The organism is Microcoleus sp. PH2017_05_CCC_O_A, from assembly GCF_020738785.1.
Classification (GTDB): Bacteria; Cyanobacteriota; Cyanobacteriia; order Cyanobacteriales; family Microcoleaceae; genus Microcoleus.
Genome location: NZ_JAEQCB010000001.1, coordinates 1 through 17,628 on the forward strand (window position 1 = coordinate 1; position 17,628 = coordinate 17,628).

General features: G+C 45.4%; 14 protein-coding genes. 8 read left to right on the forward strand and 6 right to left on the reverse strand.

Annotation, left to right across the window (positions count from 1 at the left end; genetic code table 11):
* A partial coding sequence (locus JGK20_RS00005; RefSeq protein WP_293228540.1) for a reverse transcriptase domain-containing protein occupies window positions 1-1,273 on the forward strand: 1,273 nt, incomplete at its 5' end.
* A gap of 324 nt (window positions 1,274-1,597) precedes the next feature.
* Here the strand turns inward: JGK20_RS00005 and JGK20_RS00010 are convergent.
* The gene (locus tag JGK20_RS00010) at window positions 1,598-1,762 is read right to left on the reverse strand and encodes a hypothetical protein (RefSeq protein WP_293228542.1); all 165 of its coding nucleotides are present in this window, start codon (window positions 1,760-1,762) and stop codon (window positions 1,598-1,600) included.
* A gap of 258 nt (window positions 1,763-2,020) precedes the next feature.
* On the opposite strand from JGK20_RS00010, the gene JGK20_RS00015 reads away from it, so the two are divergent.
* Together JGK20_RS00015 and JGK20_RS00020 are read left to right on the forward strand one after the other, a co-directional pair.
* Complete coding sequence (locus JGK20_RS00015) at window positions 2,021-2,260, forward strand: hypothetical protein (protein WP_293228545.1); 240 nt, start codon at window positions 2,021-2,023, stop codon at window positions 2,258-2,260.
* 313 nt (window positions 2,261-2,573) lie between these two features.
* Entirely contained in the window at window positions 2,574-5,837 is a 3,264-nt protein-coding gene (locus tag JGK20_RS00020; RefSeq protein ID WP_293228548.1) for a hypothetical protein, read from the forward strand.
* Between the two features lie 97 nt (window positions 5,838-5,934).
* Here the strand turns inward: JGK20_RS00020 and JGK20_RS00025 are convergent, their stop codons facing one another.
* Both JGK20_RS00025 and JGK20_RS00030 read right to left on the reverse strand, forming a co-directional pair.
* Window positions 5,935-6,486: a hypothetical protein gene (locus JGK20_RS00025; RefSeq protein ID WP_293228550.1), complete on the reverse strand. Its 552-nt coding sequence runs from the start codon at window positions 6,484-6,486 to the stop codon at window positions 5,935-5,937.
* A gap of 286 nt (window positions 6,487-6,772) precedes the next feature.
* The gene (locus JGK20_RS00030) at window positions 6,773-7,588 is read right to left on the reverse strand and encodes a KilA-N domain-containing protein (RefSeq protein WP_293228552.1); all 816 of its coding nucleotides are present in this window, start codon (window positions 7,586-7,588) and stop codon (window positions 6,773-6,775) included.
* Between the two features lie 18 nt (window positions 7,589-7,606).
* On the opposite strand from JGK20_RS00030, the gene JGK20_RS00035 reads away from it, so the two are divergent.
* From JGK20_RS00035 to JGK20_RS00045, 3 genes are all read left to right on the forward strand, one after another.
* The gene (locus tag JGK20_RS00035) at window positions 7,607-8,266 is read left to right on the forward strand and encodes a DOPA 4,5-dioxygenase family protein (RefSeq protein ID WP_293228554.1); all 660 of its coding nucleotides are present in this window, start codon (window positions 7,607-7,609) and stop codon (window positions 8,264-8,266) included.
* Between the two features lie 155 nt (window positions 8,267-8,421).
* The gene (locus JGK20_RS00040) at window positions 8,422-8,586 is read left to right on the forward strand and encodes a hypothetical protein (protein ID WP_293228556.1); all 165 of its coding nucleotides are present in this window, start codon (window positions 8,422-8,424) and stop codon (window positions 8,584-8,586) included.
* Window positions 8,587-8,634: 48 nt separating this feature from the next.
* Entirely contained in the window at window positions 8,635-8,925 is a 291-nt protein-coding gene (locus tag JGK20_RS00045; protein WP_293228559.1) for a hypothetical protein, read from the forward strand.
* Between the two features lie 78 nt (window positions 8,926-9,003).
* Here the strand turns inward: JGK20_RS00045 and JGK20_RS00050 are convergent, their stop codons facing one another.
* Complete coding sequence (locus JGK20_RS00050) at window positions 9,004-10,734, reverse strand: EAL domain-containing protein (RefSeq protein ID WP_293228561.1); 1,731 nt, start codon at window positions 10,732-10,734, stop codon at window positions 9,004-9,006.
* Here JGK20_RS00050 and JGK20_RS00055 point away from each other — a divergent pair.
* The gene (locus JGK20_RS00055; protein WP_293228563.1) at window positions 10,718-10,855 is read left to right on the forward strand and encodes a hypothetical protein; all 138 of its coding nucleotides are present in this window, start codon (window positions 10,718-10,720) and stop codon (window positions 10,853-10,855) included. The genes JGK20_RS00050 and JGK20_RS00055 overlap by 17 nt on opposite strands.
* A 356-nt stretch (window positions 10,856-11,211) precedes the next feature.
* Here JGK20_RS00055 and JGK20_RS00060 read toward each other — a convergent pair whose 3' ends face one another.
* Window positions 11,212-12,369, reverse strand: a complete 1,158-nt coding sequence (locus tag JGK20_RS00060; RefSeq protein WP_293228566.1) for a hybrid sensor histidine kinase/response regulator — start codon at window positions 12,367-12,369, stop codon at window positions 11,212-11,214.
* Window positions 12,366-17,030, reverse strand: a complete 4,665-nt coding sequence (locus tag JGK20_RS00065) for a GAF domain-containing protein (RefSeq protein ID WP_293228568.1) — start codon at window positions 17,028-17,030, stop codon at window positions 12,366-12,368. Before JGK20_RS00065 ends, JGK20_RS00060 begins: the two co-directional genes overlap by 4 nt.
* Window positions 17,031-17,249: 219 nt before the next feature.
* Here JGK20_RS00065 and JGK20_RS00070 point away from each other — a divergent pair, with 219 nt between their 5' ends.
* Complete coding sequence (locus JGK20_RS00070; RefSeq protein ID WP_293228570.1) at window positions 17,250-17,612, forward strand: HNH endonuclease; 363 nt, start codon at window positions 17,250-17,252, stop codon at window positions 17,610-17,612.
* Window positions 17,613-17,628 lie beyond the last annotated feature (16 nt).

Below are 17,628 nucleotides of genomic sequence, written 5' to 3' on the forward strand. Positions count from 1 at the left end.
TGACAAGCACCAAGTCACTGAGGAGCCGTGTGAAGAGAAATTTTCACGCACGGTTTTGGAGAGCGGCGGCTCTCGTGAGAGGGTCGCCGACTTTAATAGAAGCTGTCATGATGCCATAGCTCAATGCTTTATAAGGGTGCAAAATGGCAGAGACAAGTGGGTTCTAGAAGCTGATATCAAGGGATTCTTTGACAACATCGCCCATGAATCCATCCTGTCCATGATGGCTAATTTTCCCAAACGTGAGCTTATCAAAGGATGGTTAAAAGCGGGTTTTGTGTTCCAAGGGAAACTTAATCCCACGGAACAAGGCACACCACAGGGCGGCGTAATATCACCGTTACTTGCCAACATTGGCTTGCATGGCTTAGAAACCTACATAAAAGCCACCAATCCCAAGTTTGGCGTGGTGCGATACGCCGACGATTTCATCGTAACGGCGAGAGACCGAGAAAGTCTCGAAACTGCCCAGAACCTGATTCAAGCATGGATGTCAAAACGAGGTCTTGAACTTAGCACTGAGAAGACGGTAATCACGTCAATGGAAGATGGCTTCGACTTCTTGGGGTTTAACTCCCGACACTACAACGGTAAACTTCTCATCAAGCCATCTAAAAAGAAGGTTTTAGCCTTCTGTAAGCGCTTGGGAGAGGAGATAAAAAGCCTAAGTAGCGTAGAACAGGAAGTCCTAATTAAGAGGTTCAATCCAATTCTCAGGGGTTTTGCTAACTACTACAAAGGAGTGGTAAGCAAAGAAACCTTTGGATATATCTCTCACAGGATATGGCAACACCTTTGGCGTTGGGCGAAGCGTAGACATCCCAACAAGAGCAAAAGATGGGTTCGTAAGCGTTACTTCCAGACTACTAAGGGTAATCAATGGGTTTTTGCTTGTACCACAAGCGACAGACGAGGTAAGGACAAAGAACTTGCTCTATACCAAATCGCATACACCCCCATAGAGCGTCATATAAAAGTCAAAGGTGACGCTAGCCCAGATGACCCCTCGTTAAAAGAGTATTGGGATAAACGCCACCAGAAGCTTGGGAAAACCCGCTTCAATAAAGGTATTAAACTTTATACGATAGCAGAAAACCAAGGCTGGAAATGTCCTAAATGTGGCGAAGCACTATTCAACGGAGAGGAAATCGAAACCCATCATATAGTGCCTGTTACTGAAGGTGGAACGGACGATACGGAAAATCTTCAGCACCTGCACAGCCCGTGCCACAAGCAGGTACATAAAACCCAAGTCAAATCTCGCTTGAAGTAAGGCTTGAGCGCAGTGAGTTGGAAACTCTCATGCTGCGTTCTTAGGGGAGGGGACAGAGGTGACTCTCGAACCTCACCCGACAAACCTATAAATTTGGAAGTTCTACATCGTGAATGTCACCAGCATCAGACCGTTCATGGTCAGGTGAGAGTCCGAACAGCGGGTTAAACCCGACTTATTCGACTCTAATTAACTGAGAGGGGCGGGGAATAATATCCCCCCTCGACTCAATCTGCTTCCGAACGTCAAGGCGGTGCTGCAAGATTTGTACGGGATGGAAGCCAAAATGCTGAGTGAGGTTGAGGTGGATGTTCTCAACTTGTGCTACTTCCCCGAAATCAAATAACCCGTCTTGTGCTGGTAAGATTTGTTAGGCAACTTGATGCCATCTTCTGGGTCATGAATGCTGGCGCGTAATTGGCGAGGATCTGGATTTGATTTGTCGAGTTTGACGATCGTTAATGACTTCAGTTCCTCTGGTTGAAACATTGCTTGCAGAATAGAGTGGCGCAGGATTTCTGGATTGTTGAAAAATTTGCCTGCATTTCGACCTTTGGCATCAGTGTAAGCGGCATCGAAAACGGGAATCTTGAGTCCTTCTTCGGTGGCAATTGTGGCGACTATGAGTTGATGTATCCTAATATTTGAAGTGTGAGAGTAGGAATTGTTGAAAAGGTATGGCGGGACTATCTAAGCGTTAACAGGTTGAAACTTGGTTAAGTGTTGACCGTTGGAAGTGTTTTTGAGGTGATTGAAATAAATCTAAAGGTTGATGCGATCGCTAGTCCAGTTTCGTTTGAAGAGGAGGATACTGGGCTTGTGGAGTTGGCGATCGCTCCTGAAGATGAGGATAAATACCCATTCGTGCGTCCCAGCAGTGCTCCTGCGGATTTGATGGACAGACCGGGGAGAGTTATTACAGAATGGGAGAATATGGACTTTGATGAGCGAGTTCAGGCTGACCCTACATATATAGATAGGGTTTAGGCGTAGGGGGACACATAGCAGAGGCATGGGGTGTTTGGTTCGATGGGGCGGCGGTAGCCGCCCTTTAAACGTTTAATATCTTTTAGTTTTGACCTATCCTTAATGGAAAACCCTTTATAATACAAAATATAATACAAGTAGCATACAGTAAAGAATGAGCCCCTATCCCCTTAACAATCAACAGCAAGAGCAAATATACCACTGGCTAAACTCCCTTGTAGGGCCTGGTTCTGCTGCCTTCTACCGCGATGCCTGTCGCCTTATGGAAATGGAGTCGCCGTTAGAGTCCACAACACATTATGTAGCTCACTCATTGCGAGAAATTGAGAGTGCGTTACGCGATGTGTTAGAGCCATTAGCAAAACCTGTGGTAAGCAACCCCAATTTGTCTAAGTGTCCAAGCTGCGGGGATAAATTTTCACAATCTAATCAGGCTCCTTCTCATAAAGATGAAATTAGTGCTATTTTGCAAGCACTGGGCATTCCTGAAACAGAGACAGTAGCTCAAACTTGGCTGAAGTTAGCAGGTAGACAAAATGAATATGGTTTGCATGGTCGCGCACATCGTAACGATCTTGGCCCGCCACGTCCACTTGATGAAAGATTCAAACAATTTTGGAGGGAAATTCAGACAGTATTGTATATTATCCTTGACAAATTTGAAACTCGCTATTCGAGAGTCTATATTCTTCTAAATGAGCTTTTATCCAAGCCTGAACCTACAAAAGATGATTTAAAAAACCTTCGCCTTAATGTTCCTAATAGCTTTGTAGCTATCAGCTACTTTTTTGAACGGTTGTCTTTCCCAGGATGGATCGACAAACTTCGGGACAAAGATTTTTTCAAAAGTCCACCTGAGCCAGAAGTTGATACAGATACAGGAAGGATTCTTTTTAGGCAATGGCCTCAGTCCCGCTACTTAGCACGGATGGCTTCTCAAGAACCAGCAAAAGTTCTAGATATTGCACTAGAGATTCTAAAAACAGGGACAAAAAATGCTTTCGTACACGAAGATTTGGCTGAAGCAGCCCTTGCAATGCCACTTGCTCTGGCAGCTCGTTGGGTAGAGCAAGAAATAGAATGGCTCAAAGAGCAGGATTATCTGTACTTTCGATTACCAGAAAAATTTGGTAAATTGATTGTTTATCTTGGAAACAATCACCAGCTTGATGCGGCAATCCGATTGGTTCGCGAACTTCTAAATGTACAGCCAAATCCTCAAGGCAATGGTCTGCTTCTAGGAATACGCAAGCGCTGCGATGACTACCCTTATAAAAAAATTCTTACAGAATACATACCAAAGTTAGTAACAGTAGCCGCCAATGAAACATTCCAACTTCTCTGCAATTTACTAAATGATACTATTGTCTTCTCGCAGATACCTCGCCAGGCGGGAACTTTTGAAGATTACTCATATAATTGGTATCCCAGTTTTGAAAGTAATCAGCCAAATGTTCCCTATGACGTAAGGAACTTTTTAGCAACTGCGGTATGGGAGACTATAGAACAAATTGCTAGAAATCCTCCCGAGCAATTGTCGCCACTGCTGCAAGTTATTGATGGCTATCATTGGCGAATTTTTCATCGTATCAGACTTAACCTACTTCGCCGCTTTCCTAACCAGTTTCCCGACATGATGGCACAAGCTTTAGCTGACAAACCGCGCTTGAATGAGCCGATACTTTACTGCCATGAATATGCACTTTTGCTCAGAGAGCGTTTTGCTGACATTGGTTCTGAAGTACAGGAGACAATTCTAAGTTGGATTGCAGAAGGGCCAACCAATCAATTAGAGGTTTGTGAAGAGGACACAACTGGTTACGTAAAACAATGGCAGCGAGACAGGCTAGGAATTTTAAGTGGTAGTCTTTCAAGCGAGTGGCAATTGCAATATGAGCAGTTGGTTACAGAACTTGGTTCTCCTGCGCCTTTAGAGGCTGTTAGAGGTACTGGGGTATGGCAAGGGCCTACCAGCCCCAAGTCTGCTGAAGAACTATCTTTCATGACTATTTCAGAGCTATTCGATTTTTTGAGGGAATGGGAACCTTCTGGAAGATTATTCACACCATCCCATCCGGGTCTGTCGATGGAGCTTTCTAAAACTATTGCTCAAAATCCAGAATTTTTTGTAAGCGAAATCGAACAGTTCAAAGAAGTGGACTTGCAATATAGGGGCGGATTCTTAAATGGTCTGACTCATGCGTTGTCAATTAACGGACAACGGCAGGCATTCTCTTGGTTACAACCGCTTGAATTTTGCGCTTGGATACTAACACAAAAGTCAGAAATACTTGGAAGTCGAGACCAGGTTACAGATTGGCATCAGGGCTGGAATTACATCTGCGACAAAGTAGTGACGCTTATCAAAAGTGGTCTGCAACCAATAGGGGTAAATGAAATTCCTATTGAATTCTGCAATCTGGTTTGGATAATACTAGAACAGCTGACTGACGATCATTCCGTTACACCTGGTTTTGAGGCACACTATCGTTACTCAAATGCCACAAATGCTGAGGCTGCTATTAATACTGTTAGGGGCAAAGCAATGCACGCAGTTTTCCAATATGCTCTATGGATAAATCGGCATACAAAGGCAGATAAAAACCAAGAGGAGCAGGCAGAATTAAACTTTGACAAAATTCCTGAAGTACGGGAAGTTTTTGAGCGCCATCTGAATCCAGCACACGATCCTTCCGTCACAATTCGCTCTGTTTACGGCGCATGGTTTCCGCAGCTAATAAATCTCGATTCAAACTGGACTACTCGCAACTTGAATAGGATTTTTCCTAGAGACGAGGTTTTCCAAGAGTTGTGGGATGCGGCTTGGGAAGGTTACATTACTTCCTGGTATGCTAACTCTATAATCTTTGTAATTCTCAGAAAAGAGTACAACTATGCCATTGAGCAAATTGGTGCTGCTACTCCCGAATCGCCAAATCCCTCAAGAACGGATGAAGCTTTAGCTGCAAACCTACAATATCTCTACTGGAATGGGGATTTAGAGCTTGGTGAGTCTGATATGTTGCTAGAAAAATTCTTTGCAAAAGCTTCAGGCCAACATCATGAAGAGTTCATGAGACAGATTGGAGAGCAGCTACGTTATGGAAATTCTGAGGTTGAAGTTGATTTGCTCCAACGATTGAAAAGACTTTGGGAATGGCGTGTTAGCCAAGTCAAGAATGCAACAGCAAGTAACTTACAAGCATTAGATTTGAGATTTTTTAGCTGGTGGTTCGCTTCAGGAAAGTTTGAGAGCAATTGGGCTATCGCTCAACTAAAAGACGTTATCAGATTGGTTAAAGATATAGACTACGATGACCAGCTGCTACCTCATTTGGTTGCACTTGCTCCCTTAATGCCGCTCTCTGTAGTTGAGTGCTTGAGTTTGATGGCTGATGAACTCCGAAGCGAGGACTGGTCTTTTTCCTATTATCAGGAAGACAGCGGCACTATTCTATTGACCGCTCTTCAAAGCGGAGATGAGGCCAGTCATAGGTTAGCAGAGGATTTGATCAACCGTTTATTAGCTCGGGGAATAGCAGACTTTAGAGATTTGCTGACAAACATGGACAACTGAAATTATTTGATCGACAGGCGATAAAGTTTTGAATCGTGATATTGCTCATAGTAGATTCAATTGCTAAAGCTACATTTTTTAAAAGCTTAATATCAGGTTAGCATGGTGTTATTGGTTCACTTGCGATCGCTTTTACCACCGCGCACACAGACTGCTGAGTAATGTAAAGCGATCGCGCCGTCCCACTCTCCAAATCAAAATAAGTCGCAAACCGTTTGAGACTCCCCGCAGCCATCCGATACAAATAATCCGCCGCCTCAGCCGCCACCCGAACATTCACGCTCTCGCTCTGCACATTCAGCACTGCCATCTCAGCACAAGATAGATTATTTGTCAACTCTTCAGGTTTCGGCTTCAAAAGGTCAGGAGCCTGAAGCATCGGAGATGGCAACCTCGCACATCCCAGCCCCCCAAAATTATAGAACTCCGGGTTAGTTTCCAAAGAACTGCCCAGCAAAATTTGTCCGGCTGCGGCATGATTTCCGCAATCCAAATACCACACGCGGGGGATTTCAGAACGGCTGTAAAATTGGTTTAACTCAAGAACCTGGTTAATTGCCGCTCTCCCGGCTGTTGTATCCACGCACCCTACCAAGATAGTCAGCTTGTCTCGGTATTCTTTATTTGGGAAAGCCGAGCGAAAAACCACCTACAACTGTCCTGAACCCGCAGTGATTTCAGTTAGTCTGCCAAAATATTTCACGCTTGTCGGCACCAATTTCATTGAGTCTGCGAACCGGATGAGGATTGGCGATCGCTCCAATGCCCGCACTCTCGTTGCAAACTTTAGATGGGGTGCTGGCGTTTTGATTCCAATAACCCAGTCTCTACCGGGTGTTGCTTAATCTTTCTTTACCTCATGTCCTCAGAAAGCGGTTATCTCGGGTGTACCGCCAAATTGTTTGAGAGTAGTGATAAAGTTACTTAGAAGCAAGCTAAGACTGATTTGTTTTGAGCCTTTTTTGAATAGGTTTCACCTCGCATCCGATAGCATCTGAAATTAATTTGCATTCTTCTGCCGTACAGAATTTTCTGACATATTCAGGGAATTTGTCGGGAATGTATGTATCTTGCAGCCACTGATGAAACTCTCCGAGCAAGTTGAAGGGATAAACGTTTGCAAGTTGCTCCCCCCTGCGGTCGGGATAATAATGGATGTACTGCTCAAAATCAGCGGTATTGTGTCCTTGTTCCCTCAGCCAATGACACCACGCTCGACCTACTGAAATATCTATAGTAGCTGTGTCGGGCAGTAAAACGCCTTTAGCCTCTAAATCTCTCATTAGTCCGGCTATCTGCTCAAAAATACACCACTTACCCCGAGGCAGTTTGGTATTTTGTTCAAACAAAGTTAATCGTTGATACCAAACCCGTTGGTAAGGATGCAATTGAACAGTCTCGTAGACGGGAGTTAGACCCGTTGTCAGCCATTTTTCTACCCATTCAGAGACTATCATCTCAAATTCAGGCGAGAGCCACATAGCAAAAGAGATAGCTAATTTTGGATGAATCCAAGTCTCTTGGTTTCTCCCGCTTCCTTTTTTTTGTACTAGGTCGTATACCTCAAGCCCTGTTTTATCCGATAGCAGCTCTATATATTGATTAGTCCGATCGTTTTCAAACCACTTTGCAGCCTTCTTGCGAGTTCCGGTTTTTTGTTCGTAAGCTTTAGTTAGCTTAGTTGCGTTGATATAACCGTCATTTTTGCCTTGCTCGACAACAAAGTCACCGATTTTGTGGTCTATGTACATCGTTAATTTTATGAGGGAATGAATTTATTAAATGTAGCGTTTGCTTTTAACAGGCTGATTAGAGTTGTCCGTATAGCTGAGAGTCGGTTTTCACTACCTTCCCTGGAACTTGTTGCCGATCGCCACCAACACCCCGATTTGGAGAGAACTCGAACCAAATCCCAACACGCCTGTCATGCCCAAAATCCCTCAGAGTGCGTTCGCTGCATCTTGTACTACGCGCATAACCCCTACCTCCTAAGTGGCGTTCACCAAGTTAGCCTGAAGTTAACAGCCGTTTTGTCTAAATGTCGGCTCAATACCCCACTGAAAATGATGAAAGAAGACACCATCGAAATTGTTGGTTTTCATGCCCATATTTACTTCGACACCGATCGCCGTGATGCTGCTGCGCGTGTACGTGAAGGATTGGCTCAGTTCGAGGTGCAGCTAGGCCGTTGGCACGACAAACCCATTGGCCCCCACCCCCAAGCGATGTATCAAGTTGCTTTTTTACCCACGCAGTTTGGCATGGTAGTTCCTTGGTTGATGCTCCACCGCGAGGGGTTAGATATTCTCGTCCATCCCGAAACAGGGGATGATGTGGCAGACCATACTCTACATTCTTTGTGGCTAGGAGAGAAACTAGAGCTGAATGTCGAATTCCTACGACCTAGGACAGCCAATACCAAGTTCTAAGTCATCGCTTTCTGCGGTGGATTGCTCTATGTAGAGCAAACACTACTTGCTAGGTTCGGTAGTCCGCAAACTAAATTATTTGCTCAGAGATATCGTTAATTAATTAGTCAAAAACAGGCTAATCTTTGGCAATTGTAATTTATTTGAAGTAACAAATGACAGTTAAAGCTATTTCCGCCACCATCCTTTTAGGTGCAATTCCACTTCATGTTTATCAACTACCCGACGGCGGCTACAAAGTCGATGCGATTGGGGTTATGGGTGCGGTGGACAAAAAGGGCAGCGCATTAACTAAGTTTCTCGCTGGGAAATCGGCTTGAGCTCTGCCTTTTGGCGGATACAATTTTACACAAGCTCAAAGCATTCCAGTGGAAGGTAACGCTCAATTAATCAAGCCCGTTCCCATTGCATTAGCTACGGCATACTGGTTGCATGAAGTAAGCAAAGGCAACGTGAAAGCTCAAGCTTTGGTTCAAGCTAGCATGGCAGAATCCATCGAACGGCGGGCGGACGCAGCATTCAGCATCAAGCGTACTGAACCAGAGTATAATCTGCGGTTTGGTAAATTCGTTGAGTCAGTTATGTTGGAGAATCGGCAAGAACTGATCGAGCGGCGACTTCCGGGTGACGATTTGTACTTGCCAGAAGGGATTAATTGAGCATTCGTGCGATCGCTCCTACAACAGAGCTAGTTTATGGAATTTGTTCATCTTATACAGCAGGGACGGCAAGATTTTTCAGCTTGTTTGTGCCAAATAAATTCTTTCTATTTCAGTCGCGGGCAAAGGCTTGGAAAATAAATAGCCCTGTCCAAACTCGCAGCCAAGTTGTTGCAGCCAGCTCAGTTGCTCAGTTGTTTCAATACCTTCGGCAATAACCACGAGTTCAAGTTGATTGCTCAGAGCAATAATAGTGTTCACAACTTGATAGTTACGATTCCCGGCAAGGATTTCATTGACAAAAGAGCGATCGATTTTGAGGTTGTCCACTGGAAAACGGTGCAGATAACCCAAGGAAGAATATCCTGTACCAAAATCATCAATGCTAATCTGAATTTGTCGCGACCGCAATTGTTCGGTCAGCGCGATTGCCGCAATCGCATTTTCCATAATCGCACTTTCGGTAATTTCCAGTTTCAGGCGAGCGGGGTTGACTTGAGTTTCTGCCAACACCCGATCGATATCAGATAAAAGAGTTGGGCAAGCAAATTGTCGCACAGAGAGGTTGACGCTCATCGTCAACTCCGACTGGCCCTGTTGCTCCCATGCGCGAAGTTGCTCACACGCCTGCTGCAACACCACCATTCCCACTGGTACAATCAGCCCTGTTTCTTCCATGCAGGGAATAAATTCTCCCGGTGAAACCATACCCAGAACCGGATGTTTCCAGCGCACCAACGCTTCAAAACCGCAAACTTGTTCGGTTTGTAGATTGACAATCGGCTGATAGTAGGTGACAAACTCTTGATGTTTCAGCGCCCGTTGCAAATCATTTTCCAGCGTCAGGCGATTCAGCATTGCCAAAGACATTTCACGCTCGAATATTTGATAGCAACCTTTCCCGCGAAGTTTAGCTTTGTACATTGCTGTATCAGCATCTTGTAGAGGTTCTTCCGGTTGTTGATAAGCGCTGCTACCTAAAGCAATGCCGATACAAGCTGTCATAAATATTTCACAATCAGCCAGCAAAAAAGATGCGTCAAAGCTCCGCAGAATCGATTCAATAAATGACTCCAGGACTTTCTCGCCATCGATTTGATACAATAAAAAGCAAAACTCATCCTCACCTACCCGTGCTAGAACATCACCGGGGCGAAGATAGTCTTGTAACCTTTGTGCGACTGCAAGGAGTAATTGATTGCCGACGACATAACCAAAGGAACTATTCACCAGTTTAAATTGATCGCAGTCTAGATAAACTACTGCAAAGGAGAATTTTCCTGTTTGTAGAAGCTCAGCCAACTTTTGAAGCAAGAAAGTTCGGCTGGGTAGCGTTGTGAGTGCATCCTGAAAAATCATGGTTTGCAACTGAGCCGTGCGTTGTTGCACCGTTGTTTCCAATCGGGTATTGAAAGTAGCTAATTGCTGATATTGCTGGTGGATGCGTAACATAGAGCGCACCCTTGCTCTTAACTCCAAGCGATTAATCGGTTTGCTAATAAAGTCATCCGCTCCAGCCGCGAAGCATCTAGCTAAATCCGTTTTGGTGATGAGGGCTGTCACCATAACGATTGGCACAGATTCCCATTGTGGCATAGCTTTAATCCGCCGACATACTTCTATGCCATCTATTCCAGCCATCATCACATCCAGTAAAATTAAATCTGGCCGAAAAAGGTCTAGGGAATCGATCGCCTCTTCCCCATTTGCAGCATAATGTAACTGATAGTCTCGATCGCTCAACAGGGTTTCAATTACATCAAAGTTATCTGGTTCGTCGTCAATAATTAGAATGGCAGGATTATTCATAAAAATATTATGGGAATGGGGAATGGGGAATGGGGAATGGGGAATGGGGAATGGCGAATGGGGAATGGCGAATATCAATCCCGTTGGCATCCGAATTATTTATCAAAATTCAGGGGGTTAAAACGCCCACATGACGGTGGAATGTTTTTATAGTGGAGTTTAAATCATCATTCTAAAAACCTAGATGTTAACTGTAAAGCGGTCAACCTGTATGCTGTCAACTGTCCACTGTAAGGTGCGTCACTGTAAGATGGTCGATTTTTGTTTGCGATGGTTGGTGGCGAGGGAGCATCTCACTTTTGCAGCCAAGCTAGAAATCTAAGTTTTGAGGCAGAAGGCTCTCTTGCTGCGAGGCAGAAGGAAGGAGCCAAAAGAAGTGTTTTTACAAATATGAGATGATCCCGGTGGCGACGCACCCTACAACTGTCAACTTGTTTACTGTCCCAGGTCAACTATCAACTGTCAACTTGTTTGCTGTCAACTATCAACTGTCAACTGTTTAATAGACAATTCAATATGAACCGTCGTCCATTCATTGACAACACTTGAAATTCCGAAATTACCTCCATACAGTTCCACGATTTTCTTAACTATTTTCAATCCCAATCCGATGCCTTGTTGCTGGTAATAATTGCGTTCAAATTGTGTAAACGCTCCGATTTGTGCAATTTGTTCTGCTGTCATCCCTCGTCCTCTATCCGAGATAGATAGATAAAATGTTTCATTTTTTAATTGACTGCTGACTTGGACGGGCGTACCAGGTTTAGAAAATTTAAAAGCATTTTCTAGCAACTCATCGAGCGTGCAAGTAAAATCTCGTTCGCTCATAGTAATTTCTACATTTTCAAGTTCCCAAACCAAGTCATTTACACGATTAACAGTTTCAGCTTGGGCTTTGATAGCATTTTCAATAAGAAGTTGAGTTGAGATGTGTGGCTGATGCGTGTTTCTAGTTTCAGCAAAGTCAGGATTGCTAGTAAACATCTCCAACTGCGCGTAGTGCAAAAATCTTTTGGTTAATTTTTGCAGTCTCAATGCAGATTTTTGGGCTATTACCAACAACTCATTAACTTCCTCTGAACTCATGTCTTGATATTCATCAACCAGCAAACCAATTACGCCAAAAATTCCATTGAGGGGAGTGTTGAGTTCGTGGGGCAGTGTAGAAACTAAATTACCGCACAATTCATCCAAATTATTTTGCAATAACTGAATCGTATTTTCTTGTAATTTGGATAAACTCTCTATCCGATCGTATTGTTGTTTAACGCGCAGCATAGATTTGAGTCTGGCGCGAAGTTCAATGCCATTGACTGGCTTGCTAATGAAGTCATCTGCACCAGCTTCCAGGCAACGAGCCAGGTCTTCTTTAGTAGTGAGAGCCGTTACCATAATAATCGGTACGGGTTCCCATTGCGGCATAGCTTTAATTTGTTTGCAGACCTCAATACCATCTATTTCTGGCATCATCACGTCCAGTAAAATCACATCTGGGTCAAACAGTTTGAGGGATGCGATCGCACTACTACCACTGGCGGCGTAGTGTAGTACATAATCTGGCTCGTTTAAGAGTGTTTCAATAACATCAAAGTTGTCGGGTTCATCGTCAATCACTAAAATAGAGGGCATATTCATTCGTTATCTTGTGTTGGGGTTAAAAGCTGTTGGATAGTGGCAACCAGTTGCTTGAGCTTCACTGGCTTAGTTAAATAATAATTTGCCCCGGCTTCCAAGCAACGATCTCGATCGCCAGTCATCGCCAGAGCCGTGAGTGCAACAATCGGAATATCAACCAAGTTAGGAGCGAGGCGAATCTGTCTCATTGCCTCTAGTCCATCCATTCCCGACATTTGGATATCCATCAAAATCAAGTTAGGCTGGTGAGTTTTGGCCATGTCGATCGCCTGTTGCCCATCTTTTGCCAAGATAATGCGATAACCCTTGGCTCCGAGGTAGCTAGAAACCGTACTGATATTGGCTTCGTTATCTTCTACGAGCAAAATCAGAGGCGTTTGGCTGGTGGCTTCGTTGGTGGCGAAGCTGGTGGGTGGAGAGTCTTGTTCGAGAGTATTGGCTAGTTGCTCGCCTGCTGTCATTTCAGGTGAGAGGGGAAAACCAATCGTACAGGGTAGGTCGATCGCAAAGCAACTGCCCGTACCTAGTTCGCTGGTGAGTTCCACCCTACCACCGTGGAGTTCGACAATTCGCTTCACCAATGCCAGCCCCAAGCCCGTTCCTGCATATTGACGGTTTAAGGCAGTATCGATTTGGATGAAAGGCTGAAATAGTTTCTTGATATTTTCTGGTGCTATGCCAATGCCCGTATCGATTACGGCAATTCGCAAGAAGTTTTTTGGGGAAGAATTACTAACAGTTGCATCGGAATTCAGTTGGCGGACTGGAGATACCTCTACAGTGATAGAGCCGCCTGAGGGAGTGAATTTAACTGCATTGTTGAGTAGGTTAATTAATACCTGACGAATGCGTCGTTCATCCACTAACAAATCTGGTAGATTTGCTGGAATTTTCATCTCAAGTTGGATGCGTTTCTTGAGAGATTGCTGTTTAATAAACGCTAAACTAGACTGACAAATATGAGAGACAGAAATTGAAGTACAGTCGAGTTCGACCTGTCCGGCTTCTATTTTTGCTACATCGAGGATATCATCGATCAACTCTAGCAAATGGGAGCCGCTTCGTTCCACAGTTTGTAAGGCCTTGAGTTGTTTCTCGTTGACACTGCCAAAGACTCCTTCTTGTAGTCCTTCGGTCATGCCCAGAATCGCGTTCAAGGGAGTCCGAAGTTCGTGACTCATGTTGGCAAGAAATTCATCCTTGAGGCGAGTGGCGCGGGCGAGTTCTTGGTTGGAAACTGCCAGTTGTTGATTGCTATCAGTGAGCTTTGCCTCTGCCTCTTGTCGTTCGGCTAGTTCTTTCTGTAATTGCTCAAAAAGATTCGCTTGCTGAATGGCAATTGCTAACTGATTAGCTGTTTGTTGAAGTAAATTGATTTCCCGTTGTTGCCATTGGCGCGGACGATCGCATTGATGGGCAATCAACAATCCCCAAAGGGTTTGATTTTGAATAATTGGAACTACTAATTTAGCTCGAACCTGGATTTCTGCTAGGAATTCGACCAAACAGGGCAAGACTGATTGCTGTTCGTTTTCGCGATCGCTTAGGGCATATATTCTTCCCTGTAGATAACGAGCATAGTTTTCTTCAGGAAAAACCTCTTCCGGGAAGACAATATTCAGAATCTTCGGCCAATTTGCTAAAACAGATTCGGCAATGGCTGCCCCCGTACCTCCGGGAAACACACGATATACCAATACTCGGTCTGACTTTAATACTTGATGGACTTCCTCAACGGTGGCATTGAGAATCTCGTCCAGATTCAACGATGACCGCATCCGTTGAGTAACCGATCCTAACAACCGCTGCTGTTCTGCCTGTTGTTGCAACCTCACTTCCGCTTGTTTGCGCTGGGTAATATTCCGAAAAATACCCCGCGTCGCGATCGCTCTGCCATCTTGAAACTGACAATTCACATTCCCCTCGACGATGATTTCTCTGCCATCTTTGGTCAGGAATCTGGTTTCGATACCCAAACAGAGCGCACCAGCAAATAAGCTTTGCATCGCAGTCTGACAATGTACTAATTCATCGGGATGGATAATTTGGAAAAGGGACAGTTGAAGGAGGTCAGCATCGTTGTATCCCAGCGTTTCTTTCCACGCAGCATTTACAAATAGAATCCGACCGTCGGGAGCAATGCTTTGAATGAGATCGGTGGCGTTGTCGAAGAGATCGCGCAGTTGAGCCTCGCGTGCTTGTAGTTCGCGCGTCCGCTGTTCGACCCTCGCTTCCAAGTCCTGATTCAAGCGGTGCAACGCATCGTTGGCGGCTTTCCGCTGTAATTCTGTGGCTGCCCGTGCTGCAAAGACCTGAAGAATGGCGATTGCTTCGGCACGTTTTTCGGCTGGTAAGGGCTGTTTGTCTAAAATGCAAAGGTTGCCAATCGCCTTGCCGATATCGTCTTTTAAGGCAATGCCCAAATAGCTATCTGCCTGCATCGTCGCCAAGTATAAATCATCAGGAAAGATGCTTTGCACTTGGCTGGGGCTGTAAAATTCCCCATTTTTCAAAGCATATTCGCAGGGAGTGCGAGCTGGATGATAGGATTTTTCGGGCTGCAAAGCTCCATTTGCCCAGAATCCAAGGGTATGGAGTTCGTCGCCCACCAGCTCGGTAACGATGGCACAGCCGATATCCAACGCTTCGGAAATGTGGCGCACTAGGGCGAGAAAAAAGTCTTTTCCCGTGACGGCAGCAGTTCCTGTTACCAGTTTTTGTAGGGTTAATTCAGCTCGTTTGCGATCGCTAATATCAGTAATCGTCCCCACATAACCTATAACCCGCCCAGCGGCATCATGCTCTGCCACCGATTGCCCGTACACCCAAGTCACAACACCATCGGTGCGTTGGAAGCGATACTCCAGGCTAAAGGGGCGGTTTTCTTGGGCCGATTGATACCACTCTGTCGCTATTTTGTCTCGATCCTCTGGGTGCAATCTTTGCCGCCATCCATCTCCGGCTGAGGATTCTGGAGTCAGTCCGGCTATCTGACACCATCGATCGTTGACATAGGTACATTTACCTTCAGCATCGGTACGGAAAATCCCCACGGGAGCGGCTGCGGTTAATGTGATGTAGCGCTCTTCACTTTCGAGTAACCGAGCTTCTGCTTGCTGGCGTTCGCTCAGTTGAGCTTGCAATTTTTGGTGAGTGGTGGCTTGCTGGATGGCAATCGCCAGTTGTACCGACAAAGCTTGCAACAGTTCGACTTCTTCCGGTTGCCACTCGCGGGCGTTCTGGCTTTCAGTGACATTGAGCAAGCCCCACAATTCATCTCCACACAGCAGCGGCACCAAGATTTTCGCCCGCGTCTGGAGGCGGATCAGCATCTCGCGGTGGCAATCTGACATGGGGGTAGTGTAGATATCGGGTACGACCCTAATTCGCCCCTGGCGGTAAATCTCCGTACAGTCTTGGCTAAAACAGGTGTCGTTAATCCGCTCGTTCACTAAAGACAGGGCCGAGTCAGTAGATTCGGCAACGGCAATGGTTTGCCAATCCGCTTCAAACTGCCAAATGTTCACGCGATCACACCCCAGCACTTGGCGTACCTGGGCCACAGTCGTATCTAAGATGCTTTGCAAACTCAAGGACGAGCGAATTTGCGTGGCAATTGCAGCCACCAATTTTTCCCTTTCTGCTTGAGCTTTCAGGGCTGTCGTCCGGGTTTGTACTTGTTTTTCTAGTTCAACGGTGCGGGTTTGTAATAATTCAATTTTCTCTGCTTCTAATACCACTACCTTCTGTTCCATGACCTCTGCCAGCTTGTATAGCTCCAATGGATTGAGGGCTTGTAGCAAGCTGGTCTGGGTGATGATGCCCAATAGCTGTCCCCGGAGGCCCGTCACCGCCAACCGATGAATCAAGCGCTGTTCCATGATGGAGTGCACCACCCACAGCGAATCGTCAGGTCGAACGGCAAAAATCGGTCGGCTCATCACCGTCTCGGCTTTACAGGTTTCCAAGTTCAAGCCCAATGCCTGAAACTGCACAATGTCTCGCTCGGTGACAATCCCCACCGGAATTTGCCAGGATTCCGATTCACTTCGACTGATTTCCACTATCATTACGGAACTAACCCGGTGTTTTGCCATCAGTTGGGCGATCGCCAACATCAATACATCTGACTCGGCACAAATCACCTGACTCGTCATCACCTCTGATACCAGTCGCAACCGCAAAAGATCTACAGGGCGACTGGTTTGTCGCAAACTTTCATGGGTCAGTAACCCCACTAAGCGCTCGGACTCTCCCAGAATGGGTAAGTGGCGAATCTGGTACTGTTGGAGCATATTAATCGTAGACAATAAATCGGTCAAAGCAGACTCGTACATGGTGATGACTGGATGTGCCATCACCTCTCGCATTGCCAAAGTCTCCAAAGAACGCTGCTGGGCACTCAGGCGCACCACATCCCGCTCAGTCAAAATACCTACCAAATGACCATTTTCTACGACCAACACGCAGCTTGACCGCGCTTCTAGATGCAGTTCGTCCAGTTGCCCGTTTGTAGTTTTAGTAGTGTCACAGATAGCTCGCATACCGCTCATTTGGGCGATCGCTTCTATCACCGTCGTATCTGGTTTAACGATGAGAGGGTCGCGCACGATCGCCGACTTCAGTTCGGATGGGGTAAGAGCGGTGGTGCGGGTAAACATTGCTATGAAGGTATTTATTTTTGATTATCGCTCTTTTATCATTTTTTTTTACTCGCGCAGCGAGTAAATTTCATAAACAGAGTTATTTTTTCAAAATACAATACTCTTGAAAATCTATCTAACTCCGAAAATGAGATCGCTTTTATGCTCGGATAAGGCAGTATTCTGAGTAATGGCAACAAAAGCGATCGCCCTATAGAAAGATGAGCTTTGACGTTTATGGTAAAACCCAAAAGGTATCCAAAGAATTGGCGAGAGATTGCGTTATCCGTGAAAGAAAGTGCGCTCTGGCGCTGCGCTAAGTGCAACCAACAATGCCTCAGACCCGGTAAACAAAGCGGCTTAACCAAATCCGAACGTTGTTCCTTAACTTTAACAGTGCACCACCGCAATCGGATACCAGAGGATAATCGCCCAGAAAACTTAATTGCTCTTTGTACCGCCTGCCACCTTTCTTATCACAATCGCGGCCAATCAAACGTCTCGCCTGGACAATTATCGCTGTTCCCCGATGATGGCATTGACTGGGATATGATGGATTGCTCTCTGGAATCGGCAATTGAAAATATCAAAGAATATTAAAGAATTAGCAGACCTG

Excerpts from the sequence above, each read along its gene's own strand:
- JGK20_RS00055 (WP_293228563.1), top strand. The coding sequence starts at position 10,718 with ATGGCAGGATTATTCATAAAAATATTATGGGAATGGGGAATGGGGAAT.
- JGK20_RS00035 (WP_293228554.1), top strand. The coding sequence starts at position 7,607 with ATGAATTTATTAAATGTAGCGTTTGCTTTTAACAGGCTGATTAGAGTT.
- JGK20_RS00040 (WP_293228556.1), top strand. The coding sequence starts at position 8,422 with ATGACAGTTAAAGCTATTTCCGCCACCATCCTTTTAGGTGCAATTCCA.
- JGK20_RS00060 (WP_293228566.1), bottom strand. The coding sequence starts at position 12,369 with ATGAATATGCCCTCTATTTTAGTGATTGACGATGAACCCGACAACTTT.
- JGK20_RS00070 (WP_293228570.1), top strand. The coding sequence starts at position 17,250 with ATGGTAAAACCCAAAAGGTATCCAAAGAATTGGCGAGAGATTGCGTTA.
- JGK20_RS00030 (WP_293228552.1), bottom strand. The coding sequence starts at position 7,588 with ATGTACATAGACCACAAAATCGGTGACTTTGTTGTCGAGCAAGGCAAA.
- JGK20_RS00010 (WP_293228542.1), bottom strand. The coding sequence starts at position 1,762 with ATGTTTCAACCAGAGGAACTGAAGTCATTAACGATCGTCAAACTCGAC.
- JGK20_RS00050 (WP_293228561.1), bottom strand. The coding sequence starts at position 10,734 with ATGAATAATCCTGCCATTCTAATTATTGACGACGAACCAGATAACTTT.
- JGK20_RS00065 (WP_293228568.1), bottom strand. The coding sequence starts at position 17,030 with ATGTTTACCCGCACCACCGCTCTTACCCCATCCGAACTGAAGTCGGCG.